Source organism: Streptomyces corallincola, from assembly GCF_019104725.1.
In the GTDB taxonomy this organism is placed as follows: domain Bacteria; phylum Actinomycetota; class Actinomycetes; order Streptomycetales; family Streptomycetaceae; genus Streptomyces; species Streptomyces corallincola.
Genome location: NZ_JAHRXF010000045.1, coordinates 1 through 23,235, shown reverse-complemented (window position 1 = coordinate 23,235; position 23,235 = coordinate 1). Strand labels below are relative to the sequence as shown.

At 73.7% G+C, this 23,235-nt stretch carries 21 protein-coding genes and 1 pseudogene; 14 read left to right on the top strand and 8 right to left on the bottom strand.

The features are described from left to right. Positions 1-21: 21 nt before the first annotated feature. The gene (locus KUM39_RS23075) at positions 22-864 is read right to left on the bottom strand and encodes an SDR family oxidoreductase (RefSeq protein WP_217787674.1); all 843 of its coding nucleotides are present in this window, start codon (positions 862-864) and stop codon (positions 22-24) included. Between the two features lie 140 nt (positions 865-1,004). On the opposite strand from KUM39_RS23075, the gene KUM39_RS23070 reads away from it, so the two are divergent. The 4 genes from KUM39_RS23070 (at position 1,005) to KUM39_RS23055 (ending at position 5,076) form a co-directional block, all read left to right on the top strand. Further along, positions 1,005-1,712, top strand: coding sequence for a hypothetical protein (locus tag KUM39_RS23070; protein WP_246620600.1), 708 nt, complete (start codon positions 1,005-1,007; stop codon positions 1,710-1,712). Positions 1,713-2,036: 324 nt separating this feature from the next. Next, positions 2,037-2,327, top strand: coding sequence for a ferredoxin (locus tag KUM39_RS28345; protein WP_246620599.1), 291 nt, complete (start codon positions 2,037-2,039; stop codon positions 2,325-2,327). Then, on the top strand, positions 2,317-3,708 hold the full coding sequence (locus KUM39_RS23060) for an NAD(P)/FAD-dependent oxidoreductase (protein ID WP_217787673.1): 1,392 nt from the start codon (positions 2,317-2,319) through the stop codon (positions 3,706-3,708). The genes KUM39_RS28345 and KUM39_RS23060 overlap by 11 nt, the downstream gene beginning before the upstream one ends. A gap of 129 nt (positions 3,709-3,837) precedes the next feature. Then, positions 3,838-5,076, top strand: a complete 1,239-nt coding sequence (locus tag KUM39_RS23055; RefSeq protein ID WP_217787672.1) for a cytochrome P450 — start codon at positions 3,838-3,840, stop codon at positions 5,074-5,076. A gap of 260 nt (positions 5,077-5,336) precedes the next feature. Here KUM39_RS23055 and KUM39_RS23050 read toward each other — a convergent pair whose 3' ends face one another. From KUM39_RS23050 to KUM39_RS23035, 4 genes are all read right to left on the bottom strand, one after another. Continuing rightward, positions 5,337-5,678 (bottom strand): DUF5713 family protein, encoded by a 342-nt coding sequence (locus KUM39_RS23050; RefSeq protein ID WP_217787671.1) that lies wholly within the window; start codon positions 5,676-5,678, stop codon positions 5,337-5,339. Between the two features lie 185 nt (positions 5,679-5,863). After that, complete coding sequence (locus tag KUM39_RS28620) at positions 5,864-8,854, bottom strand: AAA family ATPase (protein ID WP_217787670.1); 2,991 nt, start codon at positions 8,852-8,854, stop codon at positions 5,864-5,866. Beyond that, the gene (locus tag KUM39_RS23040) at positions 8,851-10,014 is read right to left on the bottom strand and encodes an exonuclease SbcCD subunit D (protein WP_217787669.1); all 1,164 of its coding nucleotides are present in this window, start codon (positions 10,012-10,014) and stop codon (positions 8,851-8,853) included. Before KUM39_RS23040 ends, KUM39_RS28620 begins: the two co-directional genes overlap by 4 nt. Positions 10,015-10,335: 321 nt before the next feature. Then, on the bottom strand, positions 10,336-10,962 hold the full coding sequence (locus KUM39_RS23035; protein WP_217787668.1) for a YigZ family protein: 627 nt from the start codon (positions 10,960-10,962) through the stop codon (positions 10,336-10,338). A gap of 127 nt (positions 10,963-11,089) precedes the next feature. Between KUM39_RS23035 and KUM39_RS23030 the strand changes: the two genes are divergently transcribed. The 4 genes from KUM39_RS23030 to tsaE all read left to right on the top strand — a co-directional run bounded on the left by KUM39_RS23030 (position 11,090) and on the right by tsaE (position 16,354). Further along, complete coding sequence (locus KUM39_RS23030; protein ID WP_246620598.1) at positions 11,090-13,195, top strand: APC family permease; 2,106 nt, start codon at positions 11,090-11,092, stop codon at positions 13,193-13,195. Then, positions 13,192-14,400 carry an alanine racemase gene (alr, locus tag KUM39_RS23025; RefSeq protein WP_217787667.1) on the top strand — a complete coding sequence of 403 codons (1,209 nt, stop codon included), beginning with the start codon at positions 13,192-13,194 and terminating at the stop codon, positions 14,398-14,400. The genes KUM39_RS23030 and alr overlap by 4 nt, the downstream gene beginning before the upstream one ends. A 195-nt stretch (positions 14,401-14,595) precedes the next feature. After that, complete coding sequence (locus tag KUM39_RS23020; protein WP_217787666.1) at positions 14,596-15,876, top strand: alpha/beta fold hydrolase; 1,281 nt, start codon at positions 14,596-14,598, stop codon at positions 15,874-15,876. Next, positions 15,824-16,354, top strand: a complete 531-nt coding sequence (gene tsaE / locus KUM39_RS23015; protein WP_217787665.1) for a tRNA (adenosine(37)-N6)-threonylcarbamoyltransferase complex ATPase subunit type 1 TsaE — start codon at positions 15,824-15,826, stop codon at positions 16,352-16,354. Before KUM39_RS23020 ends, tsaE begins: the two co-directional genes overlap by 53 nt. Positions 16,355-16,463: 109 nt before the next feature. Here tsaE and KUM39_RS28330 read toward each other — a convergent pair whose 3' ends face one another. Further along, positions 16,464-16,694 carry a hypothetical protein gene (locus KUM39_RS28330; RefSeq protein WP_308288213.1) on the bottom strand — a complete coding sequence of 77 codons (231 nt, stop codon included), beginning with the start codon at positions 16,692-16,694 and terminating at the stop codon, positions 16,464-16,466. Positions 16,695-16,929: 235 nt separating this feature from the next. Continuing rightward, complete coding sequence (locus tag KUM39_RS23010; RefSeq protein WP_217787664.1) at positions 16,930-17,490, bottom strand: hypothetical protein; 561 nt, start codon at positions 17,488-17,490, stop codon at positions 16,930-16,932. Between the two features lie 174 nt (positions 17,491-17,664). Here KUM39_RS23010 and tsaB point away from each other — a divergent pair, with 174 nt between their 5' ends. The 5 genes from tsaB (at position 17,665) to KUM39_RS22985 (ending at position 21,567) form a co-directional block, all read left to right on the top strand. After that, positions 17,665-18,327, top strand: coding sequence for a tRNA (adenosine(37)-N6)-threonylcarbamoyltransferase complex dimerization subunit type 1 TsaB (tsaB, locus tag KUM39_RS23005; protein WP_217787663.1), 663 nt, complete (start codon positions 17,665-17,667; stop codon positions 18,325-18,327). Next, positions 18,324-18,833 (top strand): ribosomal protein S18-alanine N-acetyltransferase, encoded by a 510-nt coding sequence (rimI, locus tag KUM39_RS23000; RefSeq protein ID WP_217787662.1) that lies wholly within the window; start codon positions 18,324-18,326, stop codon positions 18,831-18,833. Before tsaB ends, rimI begins: the two co-directional genes overlap by 4 nt. Then, positions 18,826-19,935: a tRNA (adenosine(37)-N6)-threonylcarbamoyltransferase complex transferase subunit TsaD gene (gene tsaD / locus KUM39_RS22995; protein WP_217787661.1), complete on the top strand. Its 1,110-nt coding sequence runs from the start codon at positions 18,826-18,828 to the stop codon at positions 19,933-19,935. Before rimI ends, tsaD begins: the two co-directional genes overlap by 8 nt. After that, on the top strand, positions 19,932-20,189 hold the full coding sequence (locus KUM39_RS22990; protein ID WP_217787660.1) for a hypothetical protein: 258 nt from the start codon (positions 19,932-19,934) through the stop codon (positions 20,187-20,189). Before tsaD ends, KUM39_RS22990 begins: the two co-directional genes overlap by 4 nt. A gap of 346 nt (positions 20,190-20,535) precedes the next feature. Continuing rightward, positions 20,536-21,567: an LCP family protein gene (locus tag KUM39_RS22985; protein ID WP_217787659.1), complete on the top strand. Its 1,032-nt coding sequence runs from the start codon at positions 20,536-20,538 to the stop codon at positions 21,565-21,567. A gap of 114 nt (positions 21,568-21,681) precedes the next feature. Here KUM39_RS22985 and KUM39_RS22980 read toward each other — a convergent pair whose 3' ends face one another. Further along, complete coding sequence (locus KUM39_RS22980) at positions 21,682-22,848, bottom strand: THUMP-like domain-containing protein (protein WP_308288212.1); 1,167 nt, start codon at positions 22,846-22,848, stop codon at positions 21,682-21,684. Between the two features lie 117 nt (positions 22,849-22,965). Between KUM39_RS22980 and KUM39_RS22975 the strand changes: the two are divergent. Next, positions 22,966-23,235 (top strand): annotated as a pseudogene (locus tag KUM39_RS22975) (polysaccharide deacetylase family protein); the annotation flags it as partial.

Below are 23,235 nucleotides of genomic sequence, written 5' to 3'. Positions count from 1 at the left end.
GGAGGGCGCCGGGGGCCGGATTCAGCGCCGGAAACCGCCCTCGGAGTTGATGACCTCCCCGGTGATCCAGGCCGCCTCGTCTGTGGCCAGCCATGCGACGAGGCGGGCGGGGTCGTCCGGTCGGCCCCAGTGTCCGGCGGGGAAGCGGGCGGCGATCTCCGCGTGGGCGGCGCCGGTGGCGTAACCGGTGTCCACCGGGCCTGGGTTGATGGTGTTCACGGTGATCCCGCGCCCGGCGAGCGCGGCGGCGAGGGACCGGGTGACCGAGGCGAGGGCGCCTTTCTGGAGGGCGTAGGCGATCTCGTGGGGCATGCCGCCCGCGATGTCCTGGCCGGAGGTCATCATCACCACGCGTCCGCCGGGAGTGCCGTCGGGCAGGGCGGCGCGTGAGCGGGCGTACGCCTGCACCAGGAGCAGGACGGAGCGGGTGTCCACGGCCCAGTGGGCGTCCAGCATGGCCGCGTCGATGGTGTCGAGGGTGCCGTCGGAGCCGCTGAGGGCGTGGTTGGCGACGAGGATGTCGAGGCGGCCGAACTCCGCGACGACGGTGTCGATGAGCCGGGCGGGTTCGTTCGGGTCGGACAGGTCGCCGGGGCCGGAGGCGACGCGTGCCGCCGGATCGGCGAGCGCCTCCGCCACCGACCGCTCGACCTCCTCTGGACGGTCGGCGCCCCACGGCATCGCGGCGTCGTGTGGCACATGGTGGTGGACGTAGACGTTGGCGCCGTACGCGGCGAGGCGGCGTGCGACCGCGCAGCCGATTCCGGCGCGGCGGCCGGCACCGGTGACCAGCGCGGTACGGCCGCGCAGTGGGAGGGGGTCGCGGCGCAGTTCGCCTGCGGCGGGCGGAGTCGGGGTGGGCATGGGCGCCGACGATACGGAGGGGGTGGGTCGGGTGGCGAGTGGATTTCGTGGCGGTGCCCGTACGGCCGAGCCCAGGTGGCGCATCCGGCGGGAACCCCGCTTGCTGGTGGCGGGAACCGGATCGAGGAGGCGGACCGCCGATGCGGGCAGAGCCGTTGCAGTCGAAGGGGCGGGGGCAGGAGGCGTTGGAGACACCGCGGGCGGCCGGGTTGGCCGGGGTGGTCTTCGCGCTGCTGCTGGCGGCGACGATCGTGCTGATGCGGCTGGGGCTGCCGGAGGGCGCCGACGCGGTCACCGCACAGGGGTTCACCGATGCCGGGCGGCGCAGTGCGGTGGGGGCGGCGCTGGCGCTCGTACCGTTCGCCGGGATCTTCTTCCTGTGGTTCGTCGGCGCGGTGCGGGCGCATGTGGGTGCGGTCGAGGACAAGTTCCTGGCCACCGTGTTCCTGGGGAGCGGGCTGATCTTCACGGCCACGATGTTCGGTGCCTCTGCGGCGGCCGGTGCCGTGCTGTCCGTGGCGCATCCCTCGGGGGCCGTGCCGTCACCGGCCGCCTGGGACTTCGGCCGCCACTTCGCGTACACCCTGATGACGGGGTACGCGATGCGGATGGCGGCGGTGTTCGTGTGCTCGATGTCGGTCATCGGGCACCGGCTGGGCGTACTGCCCCGCTGGCTGACGGTGATCGGCTTCCTCACGGCGGTGACGCTGCTGTTCGTGTCGTCGAACGTGCCGTGGGCGGAGCTGGTGTTCCCGGCCTGGTCACTGGTGCTGAGCGTCCACATCCTCGTGGCGAGCGGGCGGGCGCGGAGGCGGCGGGACACCCACCGCGCGAACGCCGAACGCTGAGCACCGAGCACCGAGCACCGAGCACCTAGCACCTAGCACCTAGCACCGAGATCCAGTACCCGGCACCCGGACTCGGCACCCCGCACCCCGCACCCCGCACCCCGCACCCCGCACCCCGCACCCCGCACCGAATATCCAGCGTGCGGCGCTGACCTGCGGGAACGACCGCGAAAGCGAAGCCCGCTTCACCCGAACGGAGTAGTCAGCAAGCGGTCCCCCCTCCCCCGCTCCCATGCTGGCGAGCGGGACATGACCGCCGTCCGGAGGTGCCCGCGCGTATCGCGGCGAGGCGCACCGGACCTGGCCCGGAAGGGCGGAGCGTCGATGAGGCTCGTCGTCGATCTCAACAAATGCCAGGGGTACGCGCAGTGCGCGTTCCTCGCGCCCGATGTCTTCGTCATGCACGGCGAGGAGGCGCTGGCCTACGACCCCCGGCCGGACGCGGAGCAGCGGGAGCGGGTGGCGCGTGCGGTGGCCGCCTGCCCGGTGCAGGCGATCACGGCGGACGGGCTGGACGCGCCGTCCGTGCGGGCCGAGACAGCGGAGGGCGGCGCCGTACCGGCGACCGTCACTCCTCGGGAGGTCGTCACCGTGGAGGCCCGCGATGGCCGATGACCGGATGGAACGGCTGCGGCGCGAGGGCCGCATCGCCATCGTCGGGGCGTCCCTCGCCGGACTGCGTGCCGCCGAGACACTGCGTGCCGAGGGCTTCACCGGCGAGCTGACGCTGATCGGCGACGAACCGTACGAACCGTACGACCGGCCACCGCTGTCCAAGGGCGTGCTGATGGGCCTGGCGTCCCCGGAGCACACGGATTTGCCGCAGCGCTGGGAGATCGACGCGAAGTGGCGGCTCGGGGTGGCCGCGACCGGGCTGGACCTGCCGGGCAGGCGGGTGCTGCTCGCGGACGGCGACGACGTGGAGTACGACCGGCTGCTGATCGCCACCGGGACACGTGCCCGGCCGTGGCCGAACGAGGCGGAGGCCGCGCTCGACGGCGTGCTGGTGCTGCGGACGCGGGACGACGCGGTGCGGTTGCAGCAGCGGCTGAAGGCCGGGCCGCGCCGGGTGTTCGTGATCGGGGCGGGGTTCGCGGGCTGCGAGATCGCCTCCGCGTGCCGGGAAAAGGGCATCGCGGTGACCGTCGCGGAGCGGGCCGGGGCGCCGCTGGTGGGCGCGCTGGGCGGGGTGATCGGTGCGGTGTCGGCCGATCTGATGACCGAGAACGGCGTGGACCTGCGCACGCATGTGACGGTGACCGCGCTGGAGGGCGACTCGGTGGGCCGGGTGCGCGCGGTGCATCTGTCCGACGAGAGCGTGGTCGAGGCGGATGTGGTCGTGGTGTCGCTGGGCTCGCTCCGGAACACGGAGTGGCTGACCGGGTCGGGGCTGGGGGCCGGGCCGCGGGGTATCGCGTGCGACGCGGGGTGCCGGGCGTTCGACTTCCGGGGCATTGTCACGGACGACGTGTTCGTGGCCGGTGACGTGGCGCGTTCCCCGCACGCGCTGTTCGGCTACCAGTTCCTGTCGCTGGAGCACTGGGGCAACGCGGTCGCGCAGGCGGAGACCGCCGCGCACAACATGATCTGCCTGCCCGCCGACCGGCGCCCGCATCTGTGGATGCCCGCGTTCTGGTCGTCGCAGTTCGGGGTGAACATCAAGTCGGTCGGGGTGCCGCCGATGGGCGACGATCTGATGATCGTCCAGGGGTCGCTGGCCGAGCGCCGGTTCGTGGGCGTATACGGGCACCAGGGCAGGATGGTGGCCGCGGTCAGCTTCGACAACACGCGCTGGCTGGAGTTCTACCAGCGGCAGATCGAGCGGGGCGCGCCGTTCCCGGTGGAGTTCCCGACGGTGGACCGGCGTCCCGAGGGACGGCAGCCGGTGGCCGCCGACTTCCCCGACCCGTCGTTGCCGACCCACGCGCCCGGCGTGACCCTGAGCGGCTACTCACCGGCCGACCAGCAGTTGGTCTTCACTCCGGCGCGCCACTGAACGACCGTCGCGGGGCCCGCCGTTCATACGACGGGCCCCGCCGTCCGCACTCGCCGAAGCATCCGGCGAAACACCCGCACCCACACCCCCGCTTTCGCCGCCGCACGGCCCGACCCGCGAGGACTTCTCATGACGACGAAAGTCTCACTGGTGCACCAGATCACCGACTTCACCAATCGCGCGGACCCGTACCCGGTCTACGCGGAGCTGCGGAAGACGCCGGTGCTGCACGAGCAGGACGGCGGCCCGTACGTGATCAGCTCGTACTGGGACATCGAGAGCCTGCTGCACGACCCGCGGATCAGCTCGGACGCCTCGAATCTCGCGGCGGCCGGTTACGACCCGCTCGGGGAGGCCGAGCAGACCGGGCTGCCCCCGTCGTTCCTGCGGCTCGACCCGCCCGAGCACGACCGGCTGCGCCGTATCGCCAACAGCGCGTTCGGCCCGCCGCAGTGCCCGCACCGGGTGGAGGACATGCGGGACGGGATGGCCGCGATCGTCTCCGAACTGATCGACGGTTTCGGGGATGCCCGCGAGATCGATCTGGTGGACCAGTTCGCCTATCCGTTCCCGGTGACGGTGATCTGCCGTCTGCTCGGGGTGCCGCGCGAGGACGAGCCGCGTTTCCGGGCGTGGGTGGACCCGCTGGTGGCGAGCCTGGACCCGGACACCCGGCAGGGCTCGGACCCGGAGTTCCAGAAGGCGGCGCAGGAAGCGCGGATGCAGCTCGGCATGTTCCTCGCGGAACTGGTCGAGCAGCGCTCCAAGGAGCCGCGCGACGATCTGCTGTCGGACCTCGTCAACAGCCACGGTCCCGACGGCGCGATGACCATGATGGAGGTGCTCAGCACCTCGGTGCTGCTGCTGATCGCCGGGCACGAGACGACGGTCAACCTCATCACCAACGGCATGCTGACGCTGCTGCGCCACCCGGACGTACTGGAACGGCTCCGCCAAGAGCCGGAGTTGTCGGTGCGGATCGTGGAGGAGCTGCTGCGGTACGAGCCGCCGGTGCAGATGGTGCCGCAGCGGACCTGTATCGCGGACATCGAGGTGCGCGGGGTGACCATCCCGAAGGGCTCGCGGATCTGGCTGGTCCTCGCGGCGGGCAACCGTGACCCCGAGCGGTTCGAGAACCCGGACACGTTCGACCCGGACCGGCAGGACATCGAGCACCTGGGCTTCGGCAGCGGCATCCACAGTTGCTTCGGCGCTCCGCTGGCCCGTCTGGAGGCGCAGATCGCGCTGTCTGAGCTGGCCCGGCGGATGGACAATCCGCGCCTGGTCCAGGACCCGCCGCCGTACCGCCAGAACGCGGTGCTGCGCGGCCCGCGCCACCTGGACATCGCGTTCGACGGGCTCCGCTGACACCGGCGGCCCCGCCGGGACACCGCGCTGTCCGGGCGCCGCCCCGGAGCCCGACAACCGTACGTTTCCGCCGCCCGCACGCCCTCGACAGGGCCGGGCGGCGGACGCCGTACAGCGCGCGGCGCACACCCGCGCCTCTCAGCGGCGCCCGCGCCCCACCGGCACCAGCACCCGAGCGCACCCAGGGCGCCACACGCGCACGCGCGCCGTACCCTCGGCCGAGCAGCACCCCTCAGCCCACACAGCAACCCCTCACCCCCTCACCACTCCCGCGGCGCGATCAACTCCTCCACGTCCGCCCCCGCGAACCCGTACGCCGACGCGATGAACCAGAAGTCCTCCGCTATCGCCTCCCGCGCCACGGTCTCGATCTCGCTCCCGGCCGCCTCGAAGTCGGCTTCCAGCCGGTTGAACGCGCGGGTGGCCTCGTGGGTGAGGGCGTACAGGGCCGTGAGGTCGGCGGGTCGCTCCGCCTCGATGCGGGCGCACAGCGCGAGCAGGACGTCCCGCCCCCGGTCCACGACGGCGTCCGGGTAGTACCCGTCGGCGTACAGCCCGCGCAGGAACTCGTGCTCGGTGATCCGCTGCTCGGTGATGGTCATGACGCCCCCCGTATCCGGTCGATGACCGGCCCCCGGCAAGGGAGCCGACCTCACCGATCATGCACGAGGCCACTGACAACGCCCCCCGAAGGCGGCACCGACCGCCGCCGGAACCGTGCCCACACCCCCACCGACCGCCGCCGGAACCGCGCCCACGCCCCCACCGACCGCCGCCGGAACCGTGCCTACACCCCCCGTACCCGCAGCGAGGACCCGTCCCGCCCCTTCACGACCTCCAGCTGCGCGTGCACCCGGCGCCGCAGATCGGGTACGTGGCTGACGATCCCCACGCTGCGGTCCCGTTCGCGCAGGGAGTCGAGGACGTCGAGGACCTCGTCCAGGGTCTGGTCGTCGAGGCTGCCGAACCCCTCGTCGATGAAGAGGGTGTCGAGCCGGACGCCGCCCGTCTCGTCGGTGACGACGTCGGCGAGGCCCAGGGCGAGGGCGAGGGAGGCGAAGAAGGTCTCGCCGCCGGACAGGGTGGCGGTGTCCCGTTCGCGGCCGGTCCAGGCGTCCACGACGTGCAGTCCGAGGCCGCTGCGTCCACGTCCGCTGCGGTCGTCGGAGTGGACGAGGGTGTAGCGCCCGGCGGACATGCGGCGCAGCCGGGCGGTCGCGGCGGCGGCGACCTGTTCGAGGCGGGCGGCGAGGACGTAGGACTCCAGGCGCATCCGGCGCTCGTTGTCGGCGGAGGTGCCCGCGGTGAGGGCGGCGAGGCGGGCGACCTGCTCGTACTCGTCGCGCAGGGGTGCGAGGCGGCGTACGCCGGTGGTGGCGCGGGCGGAGAGCCGGTCGAGTTCGGCGCGGCAGCGGTCCGCCGCGTCCCGCGCGGAGGCCGCCTCGCGCAGCCGCCGTTCGGCCTCGGCGGCGGTCCGCTCGGCGTCCGCGAGGTCGGCGGGCGGCTGTGCGGCGGCGGCCAGGGTGTCGGGCTCGGCGAGGACGGCGCGTACGGCGGCGTCCTCGGCCTGCCAGGCGTCGAGCCGGTGCTGGAGGTCGCGGTGGGCGGCGTCGTCGAGCAGCGCGTCGGCGGCCTCGCGGGGGGTGTCGAACCCGGCGCGGTAGGCGGCGTCCGCGAGGCGGGCGTCGGCGTCCTTGAGGCGCTGGGCGGCGTTCTCCGCGGCGCGGGCGGCGTCGGCGGCCTCGGTGAGCAGGGTGGCGCCGCGTTTCAACTGGGCGGTGCGGGTGGCCACGTCGGGCGCGGAGCCACGGGCGCGGGTCACCTCGTCGGCCAGCGTGGCGCGTTCACGGTCGAGGGCGTCGCGGCGGGTCTGCCGGGACGCGGTGCGCACCTCGGCCTGCCGCTGTTCGTCCTGGCGCCGCTCGCGCTCCCGTTCCCCCTGCCGGAGGCGTTCCCGCACGGTGTGCAGGTCGGAGGCGTCCCGGCGGGCGTCGCCGTACTCCCGCTCCAGTTCCTCCGCCTCGGCGGCGAGCCGACCGGCGGACAGGTCACCGGCCTCGGCACCGGCGGCGGCCATCGCCTCGCGTACGGCGGCGAGCCGCTGTACGTCACCGGCGTGCCGTTCCTCGGCCCTCTGGTACGCGGTGAGCGCGGTCTCCTCCGCCTCGCGGTCCACGTGCCCGGCGACCCGGCGGGCCGGGGCGGGGTGTTCGGTGGCCCCGCAGACGGCGCAGGGCGTGCCGTCGCTGAGGTGGGCGGCGAGTTCGGCGGCGATGCCGGTGAGGCGCTGTTCCTTGAGGTCGAGCCAGTGGTCGCGGGCGTCCTGGGCGGTCTGCCGGGAGGTGCGGCCGGTGTCCTCGGCGCGGGTCAGGTCGGCGGCGAGGGCGTCCCGGCGGCGGGCGGCGTCCAGGCGGCGCAGGGCGGGTTCGCGGCGGACGGCGAGCTGTTCGGCGCGGGTGGCGGCCTCCTGGGCGTGATCGACGCGGGCCTGGAGGGTGTCGCGGGCGGTGTCCCAGTCGGCCAGCCAGGCGGCTGCCTCGCGCAGTGCGTCCTCGTCGGCGCGTTCCTGCCGGTCGAGTCCGGCGCGTTCCCCGGCGATCGCGGTGAGCCGCTGTTCGGCGCGGCGGGCGGACTCCAGGCCGCCCAGTTCCTCGGCGGCGCGGCGGGCGGCGGCGGCGAGTCCGGCGGGTCCGGCGTCCGCGTGGCTGCCGGGCAGGGCATGGCGGGTGCGGGCCTCGGTGGCGGCGGCGCGCCGGTGTTCGGTCTCGGCGGTCTCGCGGAGTTCGAGCGCGGGGGCGACCGTCTGGGCCCTGCGGGCGCGGGCCATGCGTTCCTCGGCCGCCCGCTGCGCGCCGGAGCGCTCGCGCAGCAGGTCGGCGCGGCGCGTGGCCTCGGCGAACCGGGCCTGGAGCCGCGCCCGTTCGCGTACGGCGTCCAGGGCGGCGCGGGCGGTGTCCCGCGCGGACTCGGCCCCGGTGAGACGGCAGTGGGCGACGGTGAGGCGTTCGCGGGCGGTGCTGCGGGCGACGGCCGCGGCGCCGAGCACGGCGTCGGCGAGGCCGGGTTCGCCGGGGGCCAGCTCGGGCAGGAGCATGGCGTCGCCGGCCTCCTGCTGCATGCGGTGGGCGTCGGCGAGCAGCGCGGCGTCGCCCTCGCGGACGCGTGCCTCGGTGGTCCGGCGCCGTTCCGCGAGCCGCTTCTCGACGTCCGCGAAGCGCCGGGTGTCGAAGAGGCGCCCGAGCAGCCGTCCGCGTGCCTCGGCGTCGGCGCGCAGGAAGCGGGCGAAGTCACCCTGGGGCAGCAGGACGACCTGGCAGAACTGTTCCCTGCTCATGCCGAGGAGTTGGGTGATCTCCTCGGCGGTCTCCTGGTGGGAGCGGCTGAGGCTCTTCCACTCGGCGGTGGCGGGGTCGTACTCGCGCAGCCAGGTCTGTGCCTTGTCGGTGGTCATACCGGTGCCGCGCAGCTTGGGGCGTTCCCACGGGGGCTGGCGGGTGATCTCCAGGCGGCGTCCGGCGACGGTGAGGTCGAGGCGGACCTCGGTGCGGGTGGCCGGGTCGGCGTGGTCGCTGCGCAGGGTGGTGCCCTGGCCGTTCTGCCGGGCGCCGGGGACGGCGCCGTAGAGGGCGTAGCAGACGGCGTCGAGGACGGAGGTCTTCCCGGCGCCGGTCGGGCCGTGCAGCAGGAACAGCCCGGCGGCGGACAGCGCGTCGAAGTCCACGCTACGGGTGCCGCCGAACGGCCCGAAGGCGGTGATGTCGAGCCGGTGCAGCCTCACCGGGCCACCTCCCGCGCGGTGTCGTCGGCGCGTACGGCGTCGAAGGCGTCGCGGAGCACGGCCGTCTCCCGTTCGTCGGGGCCGCTGCCGCGGACGTGGGCGACGAAGTCCTCCGCGATCTGCTGGTCGCTGCGGCCGGAGAGGCGGCGGGCGTAGCTGACGCCGGGTTCGTCGGGGCCGCGGTCGGGGTCGAAGACGAGGCTGAGGGTGTGCGGGAAGCGTTCGGCGAGCCGTGCCATCGGGTCGGCGGGCCGGACCGGGTCGGTGAGGGTGGCCTCGACCCAGGCGTCCTCGTGCACGTCGAGCGCGGGGTCCGCGAGCAGGCCGTCCAGGGTGCCCCGGAGCCGGGCGAGCGGCCGGGGCCGGGGGCAGTCGAGGCGTTCGGCGGTGACCGAGCCGTCGGCGCCGAGGTCGATCAGCCACATGCTCTTGCGGTGGTCGGCCTCGGAGAAGGAGTAGGCGAGCGGGGAGCCGGAGTAGCGGACGCGCCCGGTGATGGTCTGGCAGCCGTGCAGGTGGCCGAGGGCGACGTAGTCCACGCCGTCGAAGACCTCGGCGGGTACGGCGGCGACTCCGCCCACGGTGATGTCCCGTTCGCTGTCGCTGGCCCGGCCGCCGGTGACGAAGGCGTGCGCGAGGACGACGGAGCGGGTTCCGGCGGGGCGGGCCGCGAGGTCGGCGCGGACCCGGTCCATCGCGGCGGCGAGCACGGCCTCGTGCCCGGCCCGGTCCACCCCGAACTCGTCCTTCACCAGTGCGGGTTCGAGGTAGGGCAGGCCGTAGAAGGCGACATCGCCGTGCGCGTCGGCCAGTACGACGGGCGTACCGGCGGCGGAGGGTTCGGTGCGCAGGTGGATTCCGGCGCGGCCGATCAGCCCCGCGCCGACACCGAGGCGGCGCGCGGAGTCGTGGTTCCCGGAGATCATCACGGTGGGCACGCCCAGCGCGGCCAGCCGGTGCAGGGCGTCGTCGAAGAGTTCCACGGCTGCCAGCGGGGGTACGGCGCGGTCGTACACGTCCCCCGAGACGACCACGGCGTCCACCTCGCGCGCGCGGACGGTCTCGACCAGCCGGGCGATGAACTCGCCCTGCGCACCGAGCATGTTCACGCGGTGGAAGGACCGGCCGAGGTGCCAGTCCGACGTGTGCAGCACTCTCAAGAAACCGCTCCGGCCCGCACGACTGCTCCATCCGCCCTCAAGAACCAGCACGAACCCGGCCAGGCACGCGCAGAACAGCCACCACGCTAATGCCTCCGGATCTCCGGACGGGCACGGATCTCGGGGAACGGCGGCTCAGCGCAGGCACCCTGTCCGTTTATGCGATGAATGCCACACGGCCGCACCTCACGGCCGCACCTCATGGGCACGCCTCACACCGCTACGACTCACACGGCCACGCCTCACACAGCCACGCTTCGGACACGCCCCACACGCCCCCGTGGTGCACGCCTCCCCCGACACATCTCACCCCGGCACGCCTCACACGTCCCCGTAGTCCTCCCCGCCCGCCTCGAACCCCGCCGTCCCCGCCGTCGCGTCCGCGAGCCAGGCGCGGAAGGGGGCGAGGTCGGCCTCGGGGAGCCCGATCTCGATGGTGACCGCCTCGCCGTAGTGAACGGCACGGACGGTACGACCGGTGGTGCGCAGGTCGTTCTGGAGCCGCCCGGCGCGCTGGTGGTCCACGGTGAGGGTGGCGAGGCGGAAGCGGCGGCGGGTGAGGGTGCCGAGGGTGTCCACGGCCTCGCCGACCGCTCCGCCGTAGGCGCGGATCAGGCCACCGGCGCCGAGTTTGACGCCGCCGTAGTAGCGGGTGACGACGGCGACGACGTAGCGCATCTCGCGGCGCAGCAGCATCTGGAGCATGGGGACTCCGGCGGTGCCGCCGGGTTCGCCGTCGTCGCTGGCCTTCTGGACGGAGGCGTCGGCGCCGATGACGTACGCCCAGCAGTTGTGGGAGGCGTCGGGGTGCTCCTTGCGGACGGCGGCGACGAAGTCCCGCGCCTCCTGCTCGGTGGCCGCCGGAGCGAGGGCGCACAGGAAGCGCGAGCGGTTGACCTCGGTCTCGTGCACGCCCGCACGGGCCACTGTGCGGTACTCGTCCTGCATCCGGTCAGCCTATGCGAGCCGTACCGGGGCGACCGGCGGCGGTGGGTGTACGCATGCGGGGTACAGAGTCCCCGTGCCACGGGACGTGCCCGTCGCCGGACGCCCGCCCGCCAGGAGGCCCGCCCGTATGACCAGCTCCGCCGTGCCCAGACCGGGCGCCGATCCGTCCGCCGCGCGGTCCCGCCTGCGGGCGTGGCTGCTGGAGGGGCTCAGTGAGCAGACGGCCCGCCATCCCGGCCCGCACCGGACCCCGCGTCCGGACCAGGAGGGCCACCCGTGGTGGCGGGTGATGTGCCTGACCGGTGTGGACTACTTCTCCACGCTCGGCTACCAGCCCGGCATCGCCGCGCTCGCCGCCGGGCTGCTGTCGCCGCTGGCCACGCTGGTGCTGGTGGCGCTGACCCTGCTGGGCGCGCTGCCGGTGTACCGCAGGGTGGCGCACGAGAGCCCGCACGGCGAGGGGTCGATCGCCATGCTGGAGCGGCTGCTGTCCTGGTGGTCGGGGAAGCTGCTGGTCCTGGTGCTGCTGGGCTTCGCCGCCACGGACTTCATGATCACGATCACCCTGTCGGCGGCCGACGCGGCGGCGCACGTCTCCGAGAACCCCCTCGCCCCGCAGTGGGCGCACGGCGAGAACACCTGGATCACCCTGGCCCTCGTCGCCCTGCTCGGCGCGGTATTCCTCAAGGGCTTCCGCGAGGCCATCGGCATCGCCCTCATCCTGGTCGCCGTCTACCTCTCGCTCAATCTGGTGGTCCTCGCGGTCTCCGCCTACGAGGTCTTCGCGCACCCGGTGAAGATCACCGACTGGACGGGGGCGCTGACCACCCAGCACTCCTCCCCGCTGGCGATGGTCGGGGTGGCCCTGCTGGTGTTCCCGAAGCTCGCGCTCGGCATGTCCGGTTTCGAGACCGGCGTGGCCGTCATGCCGCAGATCAAGGGCGACGCCTCCGACACCTGGGAGGAACCCGCCGGGCGCATTCGGGGCGCCCGCAGACTCCTCACCACGGCCGCGCTGATCATGAGCTGCTTCCTGCTGCTGTCCAGCCTGGCCACCACGATCCTCATCCCCCAGTCCGATTTCCGCACCGGCGGCCCCGCCAACGGACGCGCGCTCTCCTACCTCGCGCACCAGGAACTGGGCGGGATCTTCGGCTCGGTCTACGACCTGTCCACCATCACGATCCTCTGGTTCGCGGGCGCCTCCGCGATGGCCGGACTGCTCAACCTCGTCCCCCGCTATCTCCCGCGCTACGGCATGGCCCCGGAGTGGACCCGCGCGGTCCGCCCGATGGTGCTGGTCTTCCTGACGACCGCCGTGCTGATCACCCTGTGGTTCCACGCCAGCGTGGACGCGCAGAGCGGCGCCTACGCCACCGGTGTGCTGGTGCTGATGCTGTCCGCAGCGTTCGCCTCGACCGTCTCCGCACACCGGCGCGGGCGCCGCGCGGCGGCCCTCGGCTTCGGCACGATCACCGGTGTCTTCGCGTACACCCTGGTCGTGAATGTGATCGAGCGCCCCGACGGCATCAAGATCGCGCTCATCTTCATCACGGCCATCCTGCTCACCTCGTTCGGCTCGCGGGCGCACCGCGCCTTCGAACTGCGGGCCGCCGAGGTCGTGTTCGACGACAGCGCCGAGCGACTGCTCGCACGGGCGGGCCACGACGGGCCGCTTCGTGTGATCGCGGACGAGCCCCGCGTGCACGGCGGCCCGCGCGACCGCGCCGAGGAGTACGAGCGCCGGGCGCACAGCCATCTCCCCGAGGGCGGCCCGGTGCTGTTCCTGGAGGTACGGGTGCGCGACTCCTCCGAGTTCACCACGGAGGTGAAGGTCCGGGGCGACGAGGAGCAGGGGGTGATGCGGCTGCGCGCCTCCGGTCCCACGGTGCCGAACACCATCGCGGCCATCCTGCTGGCCCTGCGCGACCGCACCGGGAGCGTGCCGCACGCCTACTTCAGCTGGAGCGAGGGCAGCCCGGTGGGCAATCTGTTCCGGTTCCTGGTGTTCGGGAACGGGGAGGTGGCACCGGTCGCGGAGGAAACCGGGAGTGCCGAGCGGAGCGGGGATGATCACGTACCCGTACCCGTTCAGGCACCCGCACCCGCACCCCGTCCCGCCCCGCATCACGGCCGCCACCTCCTCCGCCTGCCCCCCACGCCACCCCAAATCACCCCGCACCACCGCAACCCGGCCGCGCGCCCGCCCGATGAGACACTGGAGGGGTCATGAGTGAGACAGCAGCGGTGTCTACCGCGACTCTGCGGGCGCGGGCCGAGATCGATCTGGGGGCCCTGCGGGCCAACGTGCGGGCGTTGCGGGCCCGTGCGGGTGGTGCTGCCCTGATGGCCGTCGTCAAGTCGGACGGGTACGGGCACGGGGCGGTGCCCTGTGCGCGGGCCGCCGTGGAGGCGGGCGCCACCTGGCTGGGCACCGCCACGCCCGAGGAGGCGCTCGCGCTGCGCGCGGCCGGGCTGGACACGCGCCTGCTCTGCTGGCTGTGGGTGCCCGGCGGGCCCTGGCGGCAGGCGATCGAGGCGGACGTGGACGTCGCGGTCAGCGCGCTGTGGGCGCTGCGCGAGGTCACCGGGGCCGCCCGTGCTGCGGGCCGGACCGCGCGGGTGCAGCTCAAGGCCGACACCGGCCTCGGCCGCAACGGCTGTCAGCCCGAGGACTGGCCGGAGCTGGTGGCCGAGGCGCTGCGCGCGGAGGAGGCCGGGCTGCTGCGGGTCACCGGACTCTGGTCACACTTCGCGTGTGCCGACGAGCCGGGCCACCCGTCGATCGCCGCGCAGCTCACCCGGTTCCGGGAGATGGTGGCGTACGCGGAGGAGCAGGGTGTGCGCCCCGAGGTGCGGCACATCGCCAACTCCCCGGCCACGCTCACCCTTCCGGAGGCGCACTTCGATCTGGTGCGCACCGGGATCGCGTTGTACGGCATCTCGCCCAGCCCCGAGATCGGCACCCCCGCCGACCTCGGACTGCGCCCGGTGATGACGCTCAGCGCCTCCCTGGCCCTGGTCAAGCACGTACCCGGCGGACACGGTGTCAGTTACGGCCACCACTACGTCACTCCGGGCCCGACCACCCTCGGCCTGGTCCCCGTCGGGTACGCGGACGGCATCCCCCGGCACGCCTCCGGCACCGGGCCGGTGCTGATCCAGGGCAAGTGGCGTACGGCGGCCGGGCGGGTGGCGATGGACCAGTTCGTCGTGGACCTCGGCGGCGACGAACCCGAGGCGGGCGCGCGGGCGGTGCTGTTCGGCCCCGGTGACGAGGGCGAACCCACCGCCGAGGACTGGGCGCAGGCGTGCGGCACGATCGCGTACGAGATCGTGACCCGGATCGGTACGCGCGTGCCCCGCGTGCATCTGGACGCGGCACCCCGCGTCCACGCGGGCGGGGACGCCGAGGTGAACGCGGGCACCGGCGGGTAACCCGTCCGTGAGCCGGACGGCCCGCCGACCGGATTGGACGGGCGCCGACCGGCGACACGCGTCACACCAGCACCACCCATTGCCCCCACGGAGGACTTCGGGCACCCTTCCCGGCAGCCCCCGCCGGTCCGACACGGCGCGAGACGGCGACACGGCGACAGAGCGACACGGCGATGCGGCGACAAGGAGCGGTACGTGAGCGAGAGCAGTGCGGAGGCCGTCGCCGGTGCGGTCGCCTCGGTGGCCGAAGCCGTCTCGGCCGCCGACGCGAGCGGGAGCTGGCGCCGGGCGACCGGTATCGCCGGTGCCGCGATAGGTGTGCTCGCCGCCGGTGCGGCGGCCGGGGTGGCCGTCGAGCGGATGACCGTGGGGCGCGGAATGCGCCGCCGCGCCCGGCTCGCCCTGGACTCGACGGGCCCGTACGGCACCCTGCGGGGTACGCCGGGCAGGGCGGTCTCGGACGACGGCACGGAGCTGTACTACGAGGTGGACGACGTGGAGCCGGACCCCGGTCCGGGTGTCGCCCCGCGCCGCCGCCGCCTCTTCGGCCGCAAGGCACCCGCCCCGGTCACCGTCGTCTTCTGCCACGGCTACTGCCTCAACCAGGACTCCTGGCACTTCCAGCGCGCCGCGCTGCGCGGTGTCGTCCGGACCGTGCACTGGGACCAGCGCAGTCACGGCCGGTCGGCCCGCGGGGTGGCACAGAGCAGGGACGGAAGTCCGCTCACCATCGACCAGTTGGGCCGTGACCTCAAGGCCGTGCTGGACGCGGCGGTGCCGGACGGCCCGGTGGTGCTGGTCGGGCACTCGATGGGCGGGATGACGGTGATGGCGCTGGCCGCCGAGTTCCCGGAGCTGATCCGGGACCGGGTGGTGGCGACGGCGTTCGTCGGCACGTCCTCCGGGCGGCTCGGTGAGGTCAACTTCGGTCTGCCGGTCGCCGGGGTGAACGCGGTGCGCCGGGTGCTGCCGGGCGTGCTGAAGGCGCTGGGGCAGCAGGCGGAGCTGGTGGAGAAGGGACGCCGGGCGACGGCCGACCTGTTCGCCGGGGTGATCAAGCGGTACTCGTTCGCGTCCCGCGATGTGGACCCGGCGGTGGAGCGGTTCGCGGAGCGGATGATCGAGTCCACGCCGATCGACGTGGTCGCGGAGTTCTACCCGGCGTTCACCGACCACGAGAAGACCGGCGCGCTCGCCTGCTTCCGGGACTTCCCGGTGCTGGTGCTGGCCGGGGTGCGCGACCTCGTCACCCCGAGCGAGCACAGCGAGGCCATCGCGGATCTGCTGCCGGAGGCGGAGCTGGTGCTGGTCCCGGACGCCGGGCACCTGGTGATGCTGGAGCACCCGGAGGTGGTCACCGACCGCCTCGCCGACCTGCTCACCCGCGCGGGAGCCGTGCCCGCAGGGGCTACGGTAAGTGGCTATGGACGAAGCAGCAGCGCCGGAAGCGCCGGCGGCACCGCACGCTCCCGCTGAGACCCGGCTGACCGTCACCTCCCCCGAGCGGATGCGGGACCTCGGTCTCAGGCTCGCCGGGATCGTCCGCGCGGGCGACCTCGTGATGCTCAGCGGCGAGCTGGGCGCGGGCAAGACGACGCTGACCCGAGGACTCGGCGAAGGGCTCGGCGTGCGGGGCGCGGTCACCTCGCCCACCTTCGTGATCGCCCGCGTTCACCCCTCCCTCGGGGACGGTCCGCCGCTGGTGCACGTGGACGCGTACCGCCTCGGCGGTGGGCTCGACGAGATGGAGGACCTCGATCTCGACGTGTCGCTGCCCGAGTCGGTGGTGGTCGTGGAGTGGGGCGAGGGCAAGGTCGAGGAACTGACCGAGGACCGGCTCCAGGTCGTCATCCACCGCGCGGTCGGGGACACCTCGGACGAGGTACGGCACGTGGTGCTGACCGGGCTGGGTGCCCGCTGGGCGGACGCGGACTTGGAGAAACTGGCCGACTGAACCGGGCCCGCCGAAACGCCCCGCTTTCCGCGGCCCGACCGGGCCCGGCGGCGACGCCCGCGACGCCCGCGCTGTCAGGTGGCAGGGGGTAGGGGTCAGGGAGTAGGCGTCAGGCGGCTTCGCGGTGATGTGGACGCGTGCGGGAGGACCGGTCGGTGTGCGGTTCCGGGTGACCGGCCCCGACCGGGGCCCCCGTACCCGTCTCCGGCTCGGTCCCGGTGCCGGGCTCCGGCAGACGCGGGGGCCGGGAGACGGCCGCCGCTGCCGCGCAGGAAGCCAGCAGGTCACGCATCGGCACTCCGGTGACGGCGGGACGCGCGGTGGGGCGGGGAGCGGACACGGACGCCTCCTGAGGTGCGGGGGCGGAGTGTGGTTAGGTACACCTAACAACGGCCTGGTCTCCATGTGACCATGCCCACGGTGTCCTGCGCAATATGATTCCGACAGCTTGTCGGAAACCCCGGCCCGGGCCCGGCCCGTACCGCGCGCCCTCCGCGCGCCGTACGCCGTCCGCGCGCCTCACGCGCGCCGTACGCCCTCCGCGCCCCCCGCGCACTCCGTACGCCTCGCGCGCCTCAGCGGATCACCACCACCCGCACCCCGATCGTGGCGAACTCCCACATCGCGGCGCCGTCCTCGCGCCGCTCGCGGATGCCGCCGGTCTTGACGCCCGGGGTGACCGGGTCCTCCTCGCCCTTGCCGACGGCGGCGCTGAAGCCGATGACCACGCCGTCCACGCTGGTGAAGCGCACCACGTGCTCGATGGGGGTGCCGTCCGTGCCGGTGACGGCGTTGGAGCGGGAGGTCACCCAGTAGGTGCCCACCGGGGGGTCCACGTTGCCCGGTTGGACCCCGAAGGTGCGTTCCGCGCGCCCCCGCTCGTCCACCAGCCAGACCCGGTTGTCGTCCACCGAGTACACGACCCGCTCGCCGGTGCCCGAGGCGCCCGGCAGCGCGCCGGGGTGGCTGCGGTCGCGCGGCGCCTTGGTGACGGCCGCCGAGGGCGACGCGCCCGCGCCCGGTCTGCCGCCCAGGTTCGCCGGGACGGTGGCCGACGCCTGGAAGGCGAGGAACCCCACGATGCCGACGGCCGCCGCGGTGAGCCCGGCGACGATCCCCGAACTGCTCCCTGCCACGTGCGCCCACCTCTGCTTCGTACGGGTACGAGGACGTGTGCCATGCCGGACGAGCGTGCGCGGCGGACGCGGCACCTTGATGCGACATGTCGTATTTCGCCACCGACCGTAGCAGCCGGTCACCGTCCGTCCCGGACGGCCGTGCGCGAGCCGCGGGCGCCGTAGGCTGTTCGCGTGCTCTTGCTCGCTCTGGATACCGCCACCCCCGCCGTCACCGTCGCGCTGCACGACGGCACGGACGTCATCGCCTCGTCGAGCCAGGTGGACGCGCGCCGGCACGGCGAACTGCTGCTCCCGGCCGTGGACCGCGTGCTCGCCGAGGCGGGCCTCGGACTGGACGCCGTCACGGCGGTCGTCACCGGCACCGGACCCGGCCCGTACACGGGCCTGCGGGTCGGCCTGATGACCGCCGACACCTTCGGCCTCGCGCTCGGCGTCCCCGTGTACGGCGTGTGCACGCTGGACGGACTGGCGTACGCGGCCGACCTCCCCGGCGGCGCGGGCCCCTTCGTCGTGGCGACCGACGCCCGGCGCAAGGAGGTCTACTGGGCGACGTACGCCGACGCGCGCACCCGGCTCACCGACCCGGCCGTGGACCGCCCCGCCGACATCGCGGAGCGGGTCGCGGGGCTCCCGGCGGTCGGCGCGGGCGCGCTGCTCTACCCGGAGACCTTCCCGGCCGTCCACGCGCCCGAGCACGTCTCCGCCGCCTCCCTCGCCGCGCTGGCCGCCGAGCGGCTCGCGGCGGGCGGGGAGCTGCCCGCGCCCCGCCCGCTGTACCTGCGCCGCCCCGACGCGCAGGTGCCGAAGAACTACAAGGTGGTCACCCCGAAGTGACGGCGCCGGCAACCCCCCGACTGCGGGACATGCGCTGGTGGGACATCGATCCCGTCCTGGAGCTGGAGAGGGATCTCTTCCCCGAGGACGCCTGGTCCCGCGGCATGTTCTGGTCCGAGCTGGCCCACTCCCGCGGCCCCGAGGCCACCCGGCGCTACGTCGTCGCCGAGGACACCGGCGGACGGCTCGTCGGCTACGCGGGCCTCGCCGCCTCCGGGGACCTGGGCGACGTACAGACCATCGCCGTCGCCCGCACCCTCCAGGGCAGCGGCCTCGGCGCCCGCCTGCTCACCGAGCTGCTGCGCGCGGCCACCACCTTCGAGTGCGCCGAGGTCATGCTGGAGTGCCGGGTGGACAACCTGCGCGCCCAGAAGCTCTACGAGCGCTTCGGCTTCGCCCCCATCGGGTTCCGGCGCGGCTACTACCAGCCGGGGAACGTGGACGCCCTGGTGATGCGCCTGACCGACCCGTCGTCCTCCGTACAAGGAACCGAGATCAATGGCTGACGAACCCCTCGTCCTCGGCATCGAGACCTCCTGCGACGAGACCGGCGTCGGCATCGTGCGCGGCACCACCCTGCTGGCCGACGCCGTCGCCTCCAGCGTGGACGAGCACGCCCGCTTCGGCGGAGTCGTCCCCGAGGTCGCCTCCCGCGCCCACCTGGAGGCGATGGTCCCGACCATCCAGCGCGCCCTGAAGGACGCCGGTGTCTCCGCCCGCGACCTCGACGGCGTCGCGGTCACCGCGGGACCCGGCCTCGCGGGCGCCCTGCTCGTCGGCGTCTCGGCCGCCAAGGCGTACGCCTACGCCCTCGGCAAGCCGCTCTACGGCGTCAACCACCTCGCCTCGCACATCTGCGTGGACCAGCTGGAGCACGGCCCGCTGCCCGAGCCGACGATGGCGCTGCTGGTCTCCGGCGGGCACTCCTCGCTGCTGCTGTCGGCCGACATCACCTCCGACGTCCGCCCGCTCGGCGCGACCATCGACGACGCGGCGGGCGAGGCGTTCGACAAGATCGCCCGCGTGCTGAACCTCGGCTTCCCCGGCGGCCCGGTCATCGACCGCTACGCCCGCGAGGGCGACCCGGCCGCCATCGCCTTCCCGCGCGGTCTGACCGGCCCGCGCGACGCGCCGTACGACTTCTCCTTCTCCGGGCTGAAGACCGCCGTGGCCCGCTGGATCGAGGCCAGGCGGGCGGCGGGCGAGGAGGTCCCGGTGCGGGACGTGTCCGCGTCCTTCCAGGAGGCCGTGGTGGACGTGCTCACCCGCAAGGCCGTCCGCGCCTGCAAGGACGAGGGCGTGGACCACCTGATGATCGGCGGCGGTGTCGCCGCCAACTCCCGGCTCCGCGCGCTCGCCCAGGAACGCTGCGAGGCGGCCGGTATCCGGCTGCGCGTGCCCCGGCCCAAGCTGTGCACCGACAACGGAGCGATGGTCGCCGCGCTCGGCGCCGAGATGGTCGCCCGCAACCGCGCAGCCTCCGACTGGGACCTCTCCGCCGACCCCTCCCTGCCGGTCACCGACCCGCACGTGCCGGGCAGCGCGGGGCACTCGCACACGGGCCACGACCATGTGCACGAGGTCAGCAAGGGGAACCTGTACCCGTGACCGTCGCCCTGATGTGGGAGGCGCGGGCGGTGGACGGCCGGGGCGCCGACCTGCTGGCCTGGGTACGCCAACAGGAGCTGAGCCGGGTCCCGTTGCGCCGCGAGACCCTGCGCGCACCGGGGGACCGGGTGCTGGTCGTCACGTGGTGGGACGCGCCCTACGACGCGGAGCTTCCCGAACTCCCCGAACCCGAAGCCGAGTTGGTGACCCGGGCAGTGCACCGGTGGCGGTTCGAGGCGGTGGACGGCGACTGACGTTTGCATGTCACCGCCGTGCATGCCTATGATCATCACACAGCGAACGGCCGGAACAACAACGGCCCGGACGCAGTGCGTTGGTGGTCCAAGGAAAGACGCCCCGCTTCCTGCGGGGAAATGCAGGTGCAAGGCCTGCCCGGCGCTCAACTGACACCCCGCTCCCGGTACTTACGGGAGCGGGTTGTTCTGCGTGGCGCACACCGCGCCGTACGGACTTCACCCGGAGCCCCGGTTCTCCGCTCGGAGCCCCCGGCTCTGCCCGGAGCGTGAGATTTTCCGAAGAAATCCCACCCGGCCCGGCTTCCACCCGCCATCTCCCGTCATTCGGACTTATGTTCCTCCTGTGACCGGACAGGGTGTGAAGGGCGAAGGCGCGCGCAAGGACCGCAGACCGAACGGGCTGAGAACCGTCGGACTCGTCCTGGTGGGCGCGCTGTTGCTGGGCTCGGGTGCCGTCGGCTGGGTCTACCGCCACCTCAACGGCAACATCAGAAGCGTGGACATCGACCACGCGCTGGGTGACGACCGCCCGCCCGTGCCCTCCGCCACGGCCGCTGAACCGCTGCCCTCCGGCCCGCTCAACATCCTTGTCCTGGGCTCCGATTCACGCAGCGGCAAGGCCAACAAAAAGCTCGGCGGCGGCGACAGCTCGGGTGCCCGCTCCGACACCGCGATGGTCGTGCACGTGGACGCGGGCCGCACCAGCGCCACCGTCGTCAGCATCCCGCGCGACACCCTCGTCACCCGCCCGTCCTGCCCGCTCCCGTCCGGCGGTACGAGCGTGGCGGCGTACGGCGCGATGTTCAACAGCGCCTATGAGGTGGGCGGTCCGGTGTGCGCGGTGAAGACCGCCGAGACGCTGACCGGTATCCGCATGGACCACTACGTGGAGATCGACTTCGCGGGCTTCGCCAAGCTGGTGGACGCCCTCGGCGGGGTCACCGTCACCATCGACCAGGACATCGACGACGACAGCAGCCACCTGCACATCAAGGCGGGTACGCAACACCTGGACGGCAAGCGGGCGTTGGCGCTCGCCCGTACCCGGCACGGCATAGGCGACGGCAGCGACCTCGGCCGGATAGGACTCCAGCAGAAGCTGGTGAAGGCCCTGCTGGAGCAGATCGCCGCCACCGACCTGCTCACCGACCCGGCCAGGCTCTACCGCGTCGCCGACGCCGTCACCGCCAGCCTCACCACCGACACCGGCCTCGACTCCCTGTCCGAACTCTCCAGCCTGGGGCGGAGCTTGAAGGGCATCACGGCCGACCGGACGAAGACGGTGATGATGCCGGTCGTCACCGCCCCTTCGGACCCCAACCGAGTCATCCCGAAGGAACCGGCGGCGGGCAAGCTGTGGAACTCCCTCGGCTGAGCCCGGACCACTGACCATCCGTACGGCAACTCACGTGCCATGAAGCGGACTTCACCCCACCCGTGCCGTGCTGTGCCGTGCCCGCGGATCAACCCCTCTGCCGCACGGGCGGCTTCACCCCCGTACCGGCCGCCCGACCAGCATCGTCGGCGCTCCCGCCACCCGCGTCATGAACACCGTCGCGGAGTGGGGACCCTGCGGTTTCACCTTCCGGCGCAGTTCCTCCGGCTCCACGGCCGAACCCCGCTTCTTGACGGTCAGCACGCCCACCTCGCGTTCCCGGAGCAGTGCCTTCAACTTCTTCACGTTGAAGGGGAGTTGGTCGGTGATCTCGTAGGCGGTGGCGTATGCCGTCGGGACGAGGGAGTCGGCGGTGACGTAGGCGATCGTCTCGTCCAGCAGGCCGCCGCCGACCTCCTCGGCCACCTCGGCGACCAGGTGGGCGCGGATCACGGCGCCGTCCGGTTCGTAGAGGTAGCGGCCGACCGGGCGGACCGGCGGGTCGGGGAGTGCGCGGGACTCCAAGGTGCGCGGGCCGGGCAGCAGGGTGGCGCGGACCAGGCCGGGGGAGGTGCCGAACCACAGGACGGCCTCCTTGACGTCGCCGCCGTCCGAGATCCACTCGGCCTCCGCCTCGGCCGGGACCGCCTCGTGCGGGATGCCCGGCGCGACCTTCAGCGCGGCCCGCCCGGCGCCGCGCGCGGCGGCGACCGCCCAGGACAGCGGCGGTGAGTACGCCTCCGGGTCGAAGATCCGCCCCCGGCCGCCCCGGCGGGCGGGGTCCACGAACACCGCGTCCCACCCGGCGGTGTCCACCTCGGTGACGTCCGCCTCGCGGACCTCGATCAGCTCCGTCAGGCCCAGCGCCTCGGCGTTGGCGCGGGCGGCGGCGGCCGTCACCGGGTCCCGGTCCACGGCCAGCACCCGGATGCCCGCGCGGGCCAGCGCGACGGCGTCGCCGCCGATCCCGCAGCACAGGTCCGCCACCGAGGTCACCCCGAGCCGCCGCATCCGCTCCGCGCGGTACGCGGCCACGCTCGCCCGCGTGGACTGCTCGACGCCGTTGGGGGTGAAGAACATGCGCTGTGCGTCCTCGGCGCCGAACTTGGCCTCCGCGCGGCTGCGCAGCCGGGCCTGGCCGAGCGCGGCCGACACCAGCTCGGCCGGGTGGTCGCGGCGCAGCCGGGTCGCCACGGCCAGTTCGCGCGCGGGATCGGTGCCGCGCACCTCGGCGAGGAGGGCGCGGCCTTCGGGGGTCAGGAGCGGGGCGAGGTCGTTCACCGGCCCATTGTGGGCCAGGCCGCCCGCCGGGTCGCTGTGGGCCAGTCGGTGGACCGTGCGACGGCGGTCCGGGTGTCGGGCCGACGGCCGGACGGTGGCCTGTCAGTATCCCGCACCATGAGACAAGTAGGACAAAAAGACAAGTCCGGGACGTGGAAGCGGAGCCGTGCCCTGCGCTGCGCGCTGGCCGCCCTCGCCACCGCCGCCGTCGTCTCCGGCTGCTCCTCGACCGGTTCCGGCGGCTCCGGCGGCTCCGCCTCCGGTCAGGGCGGCCCCGGCGCGCAGGCGCCGATGACCGCCGCCGAGCGCGCCGCCGCCGAACACACGCGGCTGGTCGCCGCCGCCCGGCGCTGGGGTCTCGCGCGAGTGCCGCTCGCCGCGCCCGCG

Excerpts from the sequence above, each read along its gene's own strand:
- KUM39_RS23050 (WP_217787671.1), bottom strand. The coding sequence starts at position 5,678 with ATGACCATCACCGAGCAGCGGATCACCGAGCACGAGTTCCTGCGCGGG.
- KUM39_RS23060 (WP_217787673.1), top strand. The coding sequence starts at position 2,317 with ATGGCCGATGACCGGATGGAACGGCTGCGGCGCGAGGGCCGCATCGCC.
- KUM39_RS23055 (WP_217787672.1), top strand. The coding sequence starts at position 3,838 with ATGACGACGAAAGTCTCACTGGTGCACCAGATCACCGACTTCACCAAT.
- KUM39_RS23035 (WP_217787668.1), bottom strand. The coding sequence starts at position 10,962 with ATGCAGGACGAGTACCGCACAGTGGCCCGTGCGGGCGTGCACGAGACC.
- alr (WP_217787667.1), top strand. The coding sequence starts at position 13,192 with ATGAGTGAGACAGCAGCGGTGTCTACCGCGACTCTGCGGGCGCGGGCC.
- KUM39_RS23030 (WP_246620598.1), top strand. The coding sequence starts at position 11,090 with ATGACCAGCTCCGCCGTGCCCAGACCGGGCGCCGATCCGTCCGCCGCG.
- KUM39_RS23070 (WP_246620600.1), top strand. The coding sequence starts at position 1,005 with ATGCGGGCAGAGCCGTTGCAGTCGAAGGGGCGGGGGCAGGAGGCGTTG.
- tsaE (WP_217787665.1), top strand. The coding sequence starts at position 15,824 with ATGGACGAAGCAGCAGCGCCGGAAGCGCCGGCGGCACCGCACGCTCCC.
- KUM39_RS23075 (WP_217787674.1), bottom strand. The coding sequence starts at position 864 with ATGCCCACCCCGACTCCGCCCGCCGCAGGCGAACTGCGCCGCGACCCC.
- tsaD (WP_217787661.1), top strand. The coding sequence starts at position 18,826 with ATGGCTGACGAACCCCTCGTCCTCGGCATCGAGACCTCCTGCGACGAG.
- KUM39_RS28345 (WP_246620599.1), top strand. The coding sequence starts at position 2,037 with ATGAGGCTCGTCGTCGATCTCAACAAATGCCAGGGGTACGCGCAGTGC.